General features: G+C 60.7%; 12 protein-coding genes. 7 read left to right on the forward strand and 5 right to left on the reverse strand.

Features of this window, described 5'->3' with window-relative positions; translation table 11 throughout:
* Positions 1-22: 22 nt before the first annotated feature.
* Entirely contained in the window at positions 23-1876 is a 1854-nt protein-coding gene (locus tag A7X77_RS08425) for an ABC transporter ATP-binding protein (protein ID WP_064682502.1), read from the reverse strand.
* A 218-nt stretch (positions 1877-2094) separates the two neighbouring features.
* Here A7X77_RS08425 and A7X77_RS08430 point away from each other — a divergent pair, with 218 nt between their 5' ends.
* Positions 2095-2496 carry a GFA family protein gene (locus A7X77_RS08430; protein ID WP_064682503.1) on the forward strand — a complete coding sequence of 134 codons (402 nt, stop codon included), beginning with the start codon at positions 2095-2097 and terminating at the stop codon, positions 2494-2496.
* Positions 2497-2551: 55 nt separating this feature from the next.
* Here the strand turns inward: A7X77_RS08430 and A7X77_RS08435 are convergent, their stop codons facing one another.
* Positions 2552-3025 carry a VOC family protein gene (locus A7X77_RS08435; protein WP_064682504.1) on the reverse strand — a complete coding sequence of 158 codons (474 nt, stop codon included), beginning with the start codon at positions 3023-3025 and terminating at the stop codon, positions 2552-2554.
* Between the two features lie 298 nt (positions 3026-3323).
* Here A7X77_RS08435 and A7X77_RS08440 point away from each other — a divergent pair, with 298 nt between their 5' ends.
* Positions 3324-3539 (forward strand): hypothetical protein, encoded by a 216-nt coding sequence (locus A7X77_RS08440; RefSeq protein WP_064682505.1) that lies wholly within the window; start codon positions 3324-3326, stop codon positions 3537-3539.
* A 24-nt stretch (positions 3540-3563) separates the two neighbouring features.
* On the opposite strand, the gene A7X77_RS32995 is transcribed toward A7X77_RS08440, so the two are convergent.
* The gene (locus A7X77_RS32995; RefSeq protein WP_156668094.1) at positions 3564-3878 is read right to left on the reverse strand and encodes a hypothetical protein; all 315 of its coding nucleotides are present in this window, start codon (positions 3876-3878) and stop codon (positions 3564-3566) included.
* Between the two features lie 86 nt (positions 3879-3964).
* Here A7X77_RS32995 and dapB point away from each other — a divergent pair, with 86 nt between their 5' ends.
* Positions 3965-4735 (forward strand): 4-hydroxy-tetrahydrodipicolinate reductase, encoded by a 771-nt coding sequence (gene dapB, locus A7X77_RS08450; RefSeq protein WP_064682506.1) that lies wholly within the window; start codon positions 3965-3967, stop codon positions 4733-4735.
* Positions 4736-4873: 138 nt separating this feature from the next.
* Here dapB and A7X77_RS08455 read toward each other — a convergent pair whose 3' ends face one another.
* Positions 4874-5380 carry a GNAT family N-acetyltransferase gene (locus tag A7X77_RS08455; RefSeq protein ID WP_064682507.1) on the reverse strand — a complete coding sequence of 169 codons (507 nt, stop codon included), beginning with the start codon at positions 5378-5380 and terminating at the stop codon, positions 4874-4876.
* A gap of 715 nt (positions 5381-6095) precedes the next feature.
* Here A7X77_RS08455 and A7X77_RS34370 point away from each other — a divergent pair.
* The 3 genes from A7X77_RS34370 to A7X77_RS08470 all read left to right on the forward strand — a co-directional run bounded on the left by A7X77_RS34370 (position 6096) and on the right by A7X77_RS08470 (position 8867).
* Entirely contained in the window at positions 6096-6413 is a 318-nt protein-coding gene (locus A7X77_RS34370; RefSeq protein ID WP_064682508.1) for a hypothetical protein, read from the forward strand.
* A 161-nt stretch (positions 6414-6574) separates the two neighbouring features.
* Positions 6575-7978 carry a pyridoxal phosphate-dependent decarboxylase family protein gene (locus A7X77_RS08465; RefSeq protein WP_064682509.1) on the forward strand — a complete coding sequence of 468 codons (1404 nt, stop codon included), beginning with the start codon at positions 6575-6577 and terminating at the stop codon, positions 7976-7978.
* Positions 7979-8081: 103 nt separating this feature from the next.
* Positions 8082-8867, forward strand: a complete 786-nt coding sequence (locus tag A7X77_RS08470; protein ID WP_064682510.1) for a class I SAM-dependent methyltransferase — start codon at positions 8082-8084, stop codon at positions 8865-8867.
* Positions 8868-8939: 72 nt separating this feature from the next.
* Here A7X77_RS08470 and A7X77_RS08475 read toward each other — a convergent pair whose 3' ends face one another.
* Complete coding sequence (locus tag A7X77_RS08475) at positions 8940-9362, reverse strand: TIGR02594 family protein (protein ID WP_064682511.1); 423 nt, start codon at positions 9360-9362, stop codon at positions 8940-8942.
* 608 nt (positions 9363-9970) lie between these two features.
* On the opposite strand from A7X77_RS08475, the gene A7X77_RS08480 reads away from it, so the two are divergent.
* Positions 9971-11872, forward strand: coding sequence for a potassium transporter Kup (locus A7X77_RS08480; RefSeq protein ID WP_064682742.1), 1902 nt, complete (start codon positions 9971-9973; stop codon positions 11870-11872).
* Positions 11873-11921: the final 49 nt, after the last annotated feature.

Raw genomic sequence — 11921 nt, forward strand, 5'->3', positions numbered from 1 at the left:
TCGCCGGCGAGGTCGGCAAGGATTAGTCGATATCTTCAGGAATAAAACCGCCGGTCTGGCGTTTCCACAGGCGGGCAAACAGACCATCCCGTTCCACCAGTTCGTCCGGCCTGCCCTCTTCCACGATCCGCCCGTGATCGAGCACGACGATCCGGTCCATCCTGGCAATGGTTGAAAGCCGATGTGCGATGGCGATCACCGTCTTTCCCTCCATGACGAGGTTCAGCCTTTCCTGGATGGCGGCTTCGAATTCGCTGTCGAGGGCCGAGGTCGCTTCGTCGAGCACCAGGATCGGCGCGTTCTTCAGAAGAACACGAGCGATGGCGACACGCTGGCGCTGGCCGCCTGACAGTTTGATGCCGCGGTCGCCGACGAAGGCGTCATAACCCTTACGGCCTTCGCCGTCGGCAAGATCGGCGATGAAGGCATCGGCGCTCGCCATCTTCGATACCCTTTCGATCTCTTCCTGCGTCGCCTCCGGCCGGCCGTAGCGGATATTGTCGCCGACCGAACGGTGCAGCAGCGCGACGTCCTGCGCGATCACCCCGATGGCGCGGCGAAGGCTTGACTGCGTGACCGCCCGGATATCCTGTCCATCGATCAGGATCGCGCCCGCCTTGATGTCGTAGAAGCGCAGGAGCAGATTTGCGAGCGTGGTCTTGCCTGCCCCCGAGAGGCCGACCAACCCCACCTTCTCGCCCGGCCGCACCGTCAGCGACAAGGCGTCGATCACGGGCTTGCCCGATTTATAGGCGAAGCGGACGTTCTCAAACCGGATCTCGCCCTGTTGCACGGCAAGTTCGCTCGCATCCGGCCGGTCGCTGATCGTCGGCGGCGTCGTCATGACGGGCATGGCGTCCTTGATCGTGCCGATCGCCTGGAAGATCTGCTGGCCCATCTGCAGGAAGACGAAGATCTGCGACGACAGGCGGTGGAGGATGTAGACCGCGCCGACGAACTCGCCGACCGTGAGGAAGCCTTTGACGAGGCCGGAAAATCCGATCGACAGCATGGCCAGCCACAGCAGGGTGTTGAGAACCACGACGGTCACTTCCGACGAGCGATAGATGCGCTGCTCGCTGTGCTGCGTCTGCACGGCCTTCTGAATGATGCGGCGGATTGCGCCTGCCTCACTGTCTTCGGCCGCAAACTGCTTGATCATCTGCATGTTGGTATAGAGATCGGTGATAGCGCCGGCCACCATGCTGCGCTGCTTGGCGGTGCGCCGCGAGCGTTCGACAAAAACAGGCACGATCCTGGCGGTGAAAGCGACGTTGAGCGCGATCCAGACGACGACCGGCACGGCAAGCTGCCAGGCCAGAGCGCTCAGCAGGATGACGGAGCCGACCAGTTGCATCAGGAAACGCGGGACGGACTGGAAACCGGCAAGGATCTGCTGCTGGACGGCGGAAGACACCTGCTGCAGTCGCGAGGAAACCTGGCCGGCAAAGAGATCATGGAAGAAGGCAAGGTCCTGCCGTTCCACCGCCTTGTGGCCCTGCCACTGAATGGCAGCCGGCATGGCGATGCCCAATGTATGCGAGCTAAGGGTGTTGAGCGTAAAGGAAACGATCGGCATCACGGGGAAGATCAGGAAGCCGAGGACAGCAAGCAGCAGCCATTCTTTCTCCAGGAAGGCGGCAGCACCCTGTTGCGTCACACCATCGACGATGACCGAAAGCCCCCAGACGATCGTCAGGTTGATCACCTCGAACACCATGGAGCAAAGCGCAAGTGTGATCAGCACGCCGCGAAACATCGAAATGAAGTGCAGAAGGACGGCCACAGGCCCCTTGGACGGCAGTGGCCGATAGGCAATATCGAGCGGCCTGATCCAGGTTTCGAAAGGACGATAGATCGCATCTGAGATCGACATTGGCCACCCGGATCAAATGGGGAAGAGACGTGGACTCAACTACGCCAGGTCGCATGGGATCATCTTCCGGCCTCAACCTCAATTAGAAATTTCAAAATGATCGAATGGGCGGTTATCGCGATGGCTCGGCCCGGGAAGCAACGATGTCCAATTGCCGTCACTATCCGATTGAGGCAGGATGCGGCGTGTGAAGAGGCGCAGAGGTTGAACGCACGCGCATGCTGACGGGCTCATGTCATTGCGGCAAGACGAGTTGGATGCTCGAGGGCGATCCCGGCTCGATTACCGCGTGCAACTGCACTCTCTGCCGACGCTACGGCGTACTGTGGGCCTATGACTATGAGGGGGAGCGTATCGCTCTGAGCGGGCAGACCGCTTCCTATACCCGAGCAGGCAGGGAAAACTCATCTCTCGAAATCCTGTTCTGCCCCTCCTGCGCCTGCGTTTTGAGCTGGCGCGGCCTGCGGCTTCAAAAGGACGGCCGCCGCCGCATGGCCGTCAACATTCGGCTTGCGCCGCCGGATCGCGTGGCTGATTTGCCCATCGATCACTTCGATGGGCTTGAGACATTCGAAGACCTTCCCTCCCAGGGACGCTGCGTGCGCGATCTCTGGTTCTGAAAACCCGCCATGCACCAGCCTCGGCCGGGGCGCCGATCGTCCGCGCCGGACGGGCTCAGCCGCGCCGGGCGGCCTCGATCGCCGCAACGTCGATCTTCCGCATGGTCATCATCGCATCAAAGGCGCGCTTTGCCTCGTCACCACCTGCGGCAAGCGCCTCGGTCAGCACCCGCGGCGTAATCTGCCAGGACACGCCCCATCTGTCTTTACACCAGCCGCATTCGCTTTCCTGGCCGCCATTGCCGACAATGGCGTTCCAATAGCGGTCGGTTTCTTCCTGATCCTCGGTTGCGATCTGAAACGAGAAAGCTTCGCTGTGTTTGAACGTAGGACCGCCGTTCAGTCCAATGCAAGGAATACCCGCAACCGTGAATTCGACAACCAACACGTCTCCCTGCTTGCCCTCGGGATAATCTCCCGGCGCACGAATGACAGCACCGACGGCGCTGTCCGGAAAAGTCGCGGCATAAAAGCGGGCGGCGGCCTCAGCCTCTCTGTCGTACCATACGCAAATCGTATTCTTTGCCATTTCACGGCCCTTTCGCTCCTCGTTTTCTGCTCCTCTCTGAAGTAAGAGCCGAACCGTCTTTCTCCAGCCTATGCAGAATATTTCCTGCAGATCAGGGGCTGCTACATCGGCGGCGCTGGCCATGGCAAAGCATCAAGCCGGGGGGCCCCAATCGACGCTGCAGAAGTTCGCGCCGGCATCAAAAGGGGGGCGGGAAGCCGTCACATGAATCAAATTCCATGCGGCGCAGTTTTTGTGTCCTCAACACAAAACTCGTGTCAGACTGCCATGCCTGCGCGACAATCGAGAGGCCGAAGCCATGCACAAGTTCACCGTATCAATTACCCGCGAGATCGAGGCCGATACAGCCGAGGAGGCCGCTCTACTCCTATATCAGGAATTATCAAAAGGGCCGGTTCCTGACGCCTATTCGGTCACCGACGAGACGCAGGTGGCGACCGAGGTCAAGCTGGACCGGAATAAAGCTGACGAGTTTGCCAGCATCGATCACACCGCCGACCCCGGCAACTGGTAGATGCAGGAAAGCCCCCGGCCTGGCTCACATCCAATAGACCGCAGCCTCTGAGAAACCTGATGGAGCACAATCCACATTACCCGACAATCCTGCCGGAATTCCTTGCGCTTTCGCTTGTGTTTGTTTCGAACGTCTCATACCCGTTTCGGCTATATTCATCGCGCGAATGCTCAAGCGGCATAGATGGCTGCCGCATGCACTGGCATTTTTATGGGTGTTTTTCTCGCCGATCACGCTCGCCATTTTGGCAACGCCGACGATGGCGCCGGGAGAAGAGGCCGGGGCTGGCGACGGCATCATTCTGATTCCCGTCGTGGCGGAAATACCGATCGTACTCATTGTTTACACTATCGCTCTGCTCTATTGGCGTCCAGCGCGACAAGACCCCTCCGCCTCGCATTCACCCTCCTGAATTAGGAAAGAACGTGACCACACCAATCAAAGTAGCCGTCGCCGGCGCGAACGGCCGCATGGGGCGAGCCATCTTGCCGCTGCTGGCGGCCGATCCGGATTTTGCCTTCGTCGGCGGCATCGGCCGTGACGGCGCCGCAGGCGCCGGGTTGATCGATCGTTCGGCCGCGATGGCGGCCTCCGATGTGATCCTGGATTTCTCGACGGGAGCTGCTGCCGCCGAACTTGCCGGCCTGTGCACCGCGGCGGGCGGACCGGCTCTGGTGATCGGCGCCACAGGTTTCGAACCGGATGAGCTTGAGCGGATCGCCGAGGCCGCGCGCACCATTCCGATCCTGCGCTCCGGCAATTTCTCGATCGGCGTCAACATGCTGGTCGGCCTCGTCACCCAGGCCGCGCGCGCCCTTCCTGCCCATGGTTGGGATATCGAAATCCTGGAAGCGCATCACAACAAGAAGATCGACGCGCCATCCGGCACGGCGCTGATGCTCGGCGAAGCGGCCGCCGAAGGACGCGGCGTTTCCCTCGCATCCGTCGAGCGGCACGGCCGCGACGGCATCACCGGTGAGCGGCCGCCCGGCGAGATCGGCTTCGCCGTACTGCGCGCCGGCGGGCTCGTCGGAGAACACAAGGTGCTGTTTGCCGCCGCCGAGGAGGTTGTCACGCTTTCGCATTCGGCTCTCGATCGCGGCATGTTCGCCCGCGGCGCGCTGGCCGCCGCCCGCTGGATCGCAGGGCGCGCGCCCGGCGAATACAATATGCGGGACGTCCTGGGCCTGACGTGAGAAGGCGAACAGACGCTGCGCTCACCACGATCAGAGGCCTCGAAGGATCATCCTGAGGCCCCCGAAGGACGACGGCGAGTGATTGGGATATCGCCGAGGCGACGACAAACCGCTACGCGAAGAAAATCCGCGTAATGTCTACTCGACGATACGGCGCGCCATCATCACGTCGTCAATCTCCCTGCCCTCCTCCAGCACCCCGCCGGGAATCCTGCCGATCTCAGAGAAACCCTGACGTTGGTAGAACCGAATTGCCGCGGGGTTCTCCGCGCTGACGAACAGTTCCAGCTGCCGGACGCCGATATCACGCGCGTGATCCGAGATCGTCTCCAGCAGCGTCCCGGCAAGGCCCGTTCCACGCAGCTCTGCGCGGACATAGACCATGATGATGGTGGCGCGATGGATCATCTTGCTCGACCGCTGCCGAAGCAGGCCCATAATGCCGACCGGTTCGCCGTTCTGAAACGCGACAAAAACCGGGTCGCTCAGTCGATTGCGCCACTCCTCGATGGAAAGAGCCTCCCAGTCTTCGTAGCGGCTGGCAAAGAGGGACGGTTCGGCGCGCAACGCTTCCAGACGGACACGCCGGAAAGACTCCACCTCGTCTGCCTGGATAAGCCTGATCGTCACAAAGCTCGCATCCATCGAAACCTCCTGCAATCAACGCGATACTGTCAATACTGACAGTTCGGGGCAATGCAATCGAGGTCGGTACCGACAAGGGGGATTGTTTCCGCGCAGTGGCGCGGCGTCTTCGAAGATGCGCAAAGGGACGCCGAAACAGTGACAAACGCCTATCGGCCCTATTTTCCGGCTGATGCGTATTGGGTCCAACAGGCGTTGCGCCTGCGGTACTCCGCCGGTCACTGCATCGGCGTTCCTACCCGACCGCCTTTTCGTGCGACCGATGAATCGAATGGCTCCCCCGCCGGCGAATTCGTTGGCCGGAGGTCCCATTGATCAGATTGCCGGACGGGTGGTTCATAGGGCGCAGGCGCGGGAGTTGACCCTACAACTAGGTCATCTGGCCGGATCGGCGCACTGCCGACCGTCCCGGTCGCGGTGTCATCGATCATTCGGGCGGCGATGGAATGGTTTGGCCCGTCCACGTCGAACGGTGCGATCTGATGGATGACGACGAGAAGGACTACCCCAACCGCCGAGCACACGAGCGCGTAGAGAACAAAATATTTCAGCGCATATCCCTCGCTGTTGGCAGAACGACATTGACAGAACTGCGAATGATATTTCCACATCTTTGATGGATACTTACAAAAAAGGCAATGAATTTTAAAGTTACCCGGAGTGATTAGAAATCACCGCACGAAATCGCTAACAATATTAAAAATTACCTCACGTAATGATCGATTTCACCGTGCGCATCGCGGCTAAGATGAAAGATCCTCATATAACGGCTGTCGCCCCGCGCCCCTCACATTCTCCGGTACCGCGCTCGAAATTGGCTTGGGCTGCAGCTTTCATGCTCGTGAAAGAGGCGCGAGAAATAAAACGGATCGTCGATGCCGATCCCGGCGAGCCGCGCCACCTCCTCGACATGGCGCAGCGCTATAACGGGGAGCCGCTCGGCGATCAGGCGCAGGCGTACATCACTGGAGCCTCGCGGATATGCTGTAGCGTCGATGGCCGCGCAGGAGGCGAGGCCGCCACCGTTTCCTGATGTCCGGCTGAATGCCTCACGAAGCCATGCCGCGTAGGGTCGTGGCCGCGCGTTCACAGGAGCGGCAAGACAGCGTCGGCAATATCGGCTAGACTGCCTGCGTCAACAGCTTGCTTTGAGGAGGTTCTGTCAGGGCCGGAGCCGTTGGCGCGGGAGATCCGATGTCGGCAATCGCAACTCTGTTTCAGGAGGCAGCCCGGCTTGCGGCCGGGTTTCGGGAAACGGCCTTTGCCCGCCATGTGCCAAGCAACGACTACGCCGCCTGCCTTGCAGTCTTCAACGAGCCGCTTTCGGCGGCCGGCTCCGATATGCTCGATGTCATCCGGCAGCTCTCCGACGGCGCCGAACCCGGGCTGCATGCAACCACCGGCCCGCGCTTTTTCGGCTGGGTCATCGGCGGCTCTCATCCGGTCGGCGTCGCAGCCGATTTTCTCACCAGCGCCTGGGGCCAGAACGCCGGAAACCATTTCGCCGCTCCGGCAGCGGCTGCCGTTGAAGCCATAGCGGCACGATGGCTTCTCGATCTCCTGAAATTGCCGGCTGAAAGCTCGGTCGGCTTCGTGACCGGCGCCACGGTGGCCAATTTCACTTGCCTTGCAGCCGCCCGCGGCGAGGTGCTGCGAAAGGTCGGCTGGGATGCCGATGCCGACGGCCTGTTCGGCGCGCCGGCAATCACCGTGTTGATCGGCGACGATGCCCATACAACCGTCTTCTCCGCGCTTCAGTTCCTCGGTCTCGGGCATGACCGTGTGCTGCGCCTGCCCACCGACGCGATGGGCCGGATCGACCCGACGGCACTTCCCGGCGCGCTTGACGCGGTCGCCGGCCCCTTGATCGCCGTTCTTCAGGCCGGCCAGATCAATACCGGCGCTTTCGACGATTTTGACAGGCTCATCCCACCGCTGAAGGCGAAAGGCGCCTGGGTGCATGTCGACGGCGCCTTCGGCCTGTGGGCGCAGGCATCGGAGAAGGTGAGCCATCTCAGCCGCGGCGTCGAAGCGGCCGACAGCTGGGCGACCGACGGCCATAAATGGCTGCAGACGCCCTATGATTGCGGCTATGCGATCGTCCGCGACGAACTCGCCCATCGCCGCGCCATGACGATCGCCGCAAGCTACCTGCCGCTCGCCGGCGAAGGCGAGCGTGACCCCTCCCATTACGTGCCGGAGCTTTCGCGACGGGCACGCGGTTTCGCCACCTGGGCGATGCTGAAACATTTCGGCCGCAACGGCATCGAAGCCCTCATCGACCAATGCTGCGCCTCGGCCCGTCTGATGGCCGACCGGCTCGCGCGCGAACCCGGCATCGCCATTCTGAACGAGGTGGCGCTGAACCAGCTCGTCCTCCGCTTCGCAGCCGATCGCCCGGACGACGAAAGCGACGTGCTGACGCGAAAGGCGATCGAAAGGATCCAGGCTGACGGCATCCTCTTCGCCGGTGGCGCCAAATGGCGCGGCCGCGACGTCATGCGCCTCTCTGTCACCAACTTCCAGACGACATCGGATCAGGCGGAACTGGCGGCGGAGAGCATCATCGCTGCGTTCAGGAGCGTCAGCCGAGGGTGATGCCACGAGGCGTCGTAGCCGCTATCCTTTTCCGTTCGTCTTCCCTTTGCCATAGACTGCAACTATAGCTTGCTGCTCGTTCGAACCGGGCAAGGAGAGAGTCATGAACGCCAATGACGTTGCCGCCCATTGGGAGAGCAATGCCGAGACCTGGACGATCTACTCCAGGGCAGGTTACGACAAATATCGCGACGCGCTGAACACACCGGCTTTTCTGAATATGCTGCCGCCTGTCGCGGGTCTTGCTGGACTCGATCTCGGCTGCGGCGAAGGCTCCAATACCCGCGCCGTCGCTCGTCTCGGCGCCCGCATGACGGGCCTCGATATTGCCCCAACCTTTATTCGCTATGCCCGCGAGAGCGAGACCCAGGCGCCGCTGGGCATCGACTACGTGCTCGGCGACGGCCAGAGCATCGATTTTCCCGAGGCGAGTTTCGACTTCGTCACCGCCTTCATGTCGATGATGGACATGGCTGACCAGCGTGGCGTACTGAGGGGCGTCCACCGCATCCTAAAATCCGGCGGCTTTCTGCAGTTTTCTATCCTGCATCCCTGTTTCGTGCCGCCCAAGCGCCGCAATGTCCGCAACGAGGCGGGCGAGCCAATCGCGGTAGAAATCGCCGATTATTTCGACGAGAGCGACGGCCGGATCGAGCGCTGGATCTTTTCATCCATACCTCAAGGCGAACGGGCGACGCTGACACCGTTCTCCATTCCGCGCTTTCACCGCACGCTTACGAGTTGGGTGTCGATGATCGTCGAAGCCGGGCTTGTCATCGAGTCCTTCGGCGAGCCCATGGCTTCACCCGAAGTGGCGTTGGCCGAGCCCGTCGTTGCCGACACCCGCGTTGCGCCGATCTTCCTTCATGTCAGAGCGCGCAAACCATAGGCCCGCCGCTATCGAGGTTTGGGAACGAACGTCAAGGCACTGGGAATTCCGCTTCGTGACTGGCGGCCTGCCTCATCGTCGGACGGCGACGACGGAGCTTGCGCGGTAACGCGACAGCTGCACCCGGTTGGATTGGTTGCCGCCGAAGAGGTAGACGTACTGACGCCGCTGGTCGAAATGGTCGAACAGGCTGACGTGGAAGCGCTTGCCGCTTCGGATCACCACCACGTCGCCACGCCTGGCCGAGCGGGCGACGACCGGCTTGCCGAACTTCATCCAGGACCGCGCCATGTTGGGATTATCAGGCGGCTGCCGCGAGGATCGTTTGGCAACAAACGCGAGGAACGCGCCGCACCAGGATATTCTGCGAGGATTAACGCCGAGGAAGGAGATGGAGCGTTCATGCATGCGGTCATATCTGGAAGCCGTACCGAGCATGTCGGCTTCACAGGGGGCGGCAAAAAGCGTGAGGGCTATGACGAGAATAATTTTCATTGTTTCTCACCATTGTTTGGATAATTTGGAACATCAGAAATGTGGCGAAGAAAAAATCGCGGCCGGGAACGTATATTTGAATCATGGCGGCAATTAGAAACAATCTGACGGTGAATTTTTCTAGATTACGCAGGCAATCTCCGCAGCATTCAAGGGCTATACTATCTCGGAAAGGTCATCTCGGAACGTTCGGCCTAATTGCAGACAAAACCTGAACTCTGCCGCAGAATTGGCCATCGTCGACAAGCCACATTGGGTGATGTCGCATAGCGCCGCCATTGCCCGCACGAATTATAGTGCAAACGACACAGATAATACTTTCGGCGCAGACGGTAATACGTCGTCGTCTTTGAGACTTGCAAGACCCCGCTCCAGCTCGACAACGTCTCGTCATCGATCTCGTCGGCGCGCCCCGGCTCGGAAACTGACTTCGAATGCCCTACAACAAATTTCCCGGATCAGTTCATCCTGGCCGGTTCAGGGCCATCATTCCAGCCCGCATCTGGCGCCTGGCCGTCACGAAAAGTTTGCATCGGCGCCAATTTACTTGCCGTTCTCCAATGCGGCATATGTTTCTGCGTGTAAGCAAGCGCCATGAGCGGGGAACCATGACTTCAACACATGCAGACAAGACCGGTGATGCCGGCAGCCGGAGCGGCTTTGTCGGGTTGGTCGTCGGCGCAATCGGCGTCGTTTACGGCGATATCGGCACCAGCCCGCTCTATGCCTTTCGCGAGGCGCTGAGGCCCTTTTCCGCCGATGGCATACACGAGCCGGAGGTGATCGGTCTGATTTCGCTGATGGTCTGGACCCTGACCGTCATCGTGACCTTCAAATATGTGCTGTTCCTGCTTAGAGCCGACAATGACGGCGAAGGCGGCACGCTCTCGCTTCTCGCCCTTCTGATGAAGAAGATGGGTCGAAACGTGCCGGTGCTGTTCTTCGCCGGGCTGATCGGGGCGGCCCTGTTCATCGGCGATGCCATGATCACGCCTGCTCTCTCGGTCATGTCGGCGCTGGAAGGCCTGAAACTGGTCACGCCGGCCTTTGCCGACTATGTCCCGCTCGCGTCGGCGGCGATCATGATCGTCCTGTTCGCCGCCCAGTCGAGGGGGACGGCTGCTGTCTCGATGTTTTTCGGGCCGGTTACCGTCTTGTGGTTTTTAGCCATGGCAGTTGGCGGCCTCATCCACATCGGCGACGACTGGAGGATCCTGGCTGCGCTCAATCCGATTAATGCGCTCTCGTTCCTTGCCCATGCCGGCAGTGTCGGCCTTATCGTACTTGGCGCCGTCTTTCTGACCGTGACAGGTGCCGAGGCGCTCTATGCCGATCTTGGGCATTTCGGGCGGCGCCCGATCCAGACGGCATGGTTCGTGCTCGTCTTTCCGGCATTGCTCCTGAACTATCTCGGCCAAGGCGCACTCGTTCTCTCCCATCCCGAGACGGCATCAAACCCGTTCTTCCTGATGTATCCCGATTGGATCTTGCTGCCGGTGGTCATTCTCGCGACGATGGCAACGATCATCGCCAGTCAGGCCGTCATCACAGGCGCGTTTTCGCTGGCCCGTTCGGCGGTTCATCTCGGCTTCCTGCCAAGGCTGCGCATCAAATTCACATCAGAGACCAACACCGGCCAGATTTATGTGCCGAGCGTCAACCTGCTGCTGCTGATCGGCGTGTTGATGCTGATTTTTTCCTTCGGCGATTCGGAGTCACTGGCGACCGCCTACGGCATCTCGGTGACCGGTACCATGGTCATCTCGACGATGCTAGCCTTCCAGTTCCTGCGGGCCGTGTGGGGCTACTCCCTTGTGCTCGCTGTCGCCCTGTTGCTGCCTCTTTTCATCATCGAGGTCCTGTTCCTGGCCGCCAACCTGCTGAAGATCCATGATGGCGGCTGGGTTCCGGTCGCCCTGGCGCTGGCAATCATGATCTTGATGTGGACATGGACCCGCGGGCAGGCCTACCTGAAGAGACTGCGGGCCAACAGTGAGATCCCGCTCGATTCCTTCATCAAATCGATCGAGCGGAAGTCGGAACATTCGCCGGTCACCGTTCCGGGAACGGCGGTCTTTCTGACCAGTGTCCCCGACCGGACGCCGAGTGTTCTGCTCCACAACCTCAAGCACAATCATGTGCTCCACGAACAGAACGTCATCCTGACCGTCTGGACCGAGGACGAGCCTTATGTCCCCGACAGCAGACGCATCAAGATCAGCCAGCTGTCGCCGCGATTTGTCCGCCTGGACATCACCTTCGGCTTCATGGACGATCCTGATGTCACCAGGGCCTTGGCGCTCTGCCGGGAGGCGGGTTTCAAGTTCGAGATCATGAAGACCTCCTTCTATCTCGGCCGCCGCAACCTCGTCAGAACGCCGAACACCGGACTGCCCGGCTGGCAGGAACGGATCTTCATGGCGTTGGAAGGCTTTGCGATCGACCCGTCCGATTATTTCAACCTGCCGTCGAATCGCGTCGTCGAGCTCGGCGAACAGGTCGCCATCTGAGGCGCGAGGATCGTCTCGCCTGCCGTCGATCATTGCCGGGATTTAACTC

The sequence above is a fragment of the Rhizobium bangladeshense genome (assembly GCF_001662075.1).
Classification (GTDB): Bacteria; Pseudomonadota; Alphaproteobacteria; order Rhizobiales; family Rhizobiaceae; genus Rhizobium; species Rhizobium bangladeshense_B.

Bases quoted from the DNA above. Each gene is read 5' to 3' on its own strand.
- A7X77_RS08455 (WP_064682507.1), bottom strand. From the start codon at position 5,380: ATGGATGCGAGCTTTGTGACGATCAGGCTTATCCAGGCAGACGAGGTG.
- A7X77_RS08440 (WP_064682505.1), top strand. From the start codon at position 3,324: ATGCACAAGTTCACCGTATCAATTACCCGCGAGATCGAGGCCGATACA.
- A7X77_RS08470 (WP_064682510.1), top strand. From the start codon at position 8,082: ATGAACGCCAATGACGTTGCCGCCCATTGGGAGAGCAATGCCGAGACC.
- A7X77_RS08465 (WP_064682509.1), top strand. From the start codon at position 6,575: ATGTCGGCAATCGCAACTCTGTTTCAGGAGGCAGCCCGGCTTGCGGCC.
- A7X77_RS08430 (WP_064682503.1), top strand. From the start codon at position 2,095: ATGCTGACGGGCTCATGTCATTGCGGCAAGACGAGTTGGATGCTCGAG.
- A7X77_RS08425 (WP_064682502.1), bottom strand. From the start codon at position 1,876: ATGTCGATCTCAGATGCGATCTATCGTCCTTTCGAAACCTGGATCAGG.
- A7X77_RS08475 (WP_064682511.1), bottom strand. From the start codon at position 9,362: ATGAAAATTATTCTCGTCATAGCCCTCACGCTTTTTGCCGCCCCCTGT.
- A7X77_RS08435 (WP_064682504.1), bottom strand. From the start codon at position 3,025: ATGGCAAAGAATACGATTTGCGTATGGTACGACAGAGAGGCTGAGGCC.
- A7X77_RS34370 (WP_064682508.1), top strand. From the start codon at position 6,096: ATGATCGATTTCACCGTGCGCATCGCGGCTAAGATGAAAGATCCTCAT.
- A7X77_RS08480 (WP_064682742.1), top strand. From the start codon at position 9,971: ATGACTTCAACACATGCAGACAAGACCGGTGATGCCGGCAGCCGGAGC.
- A7X77_RS32995 (WP_156668094.1), bottom strand. From the start codon at position 3,878: ATGAGTACGATCGGTATTTCCGCCACGACGGGAATCAGAATGATGCCG.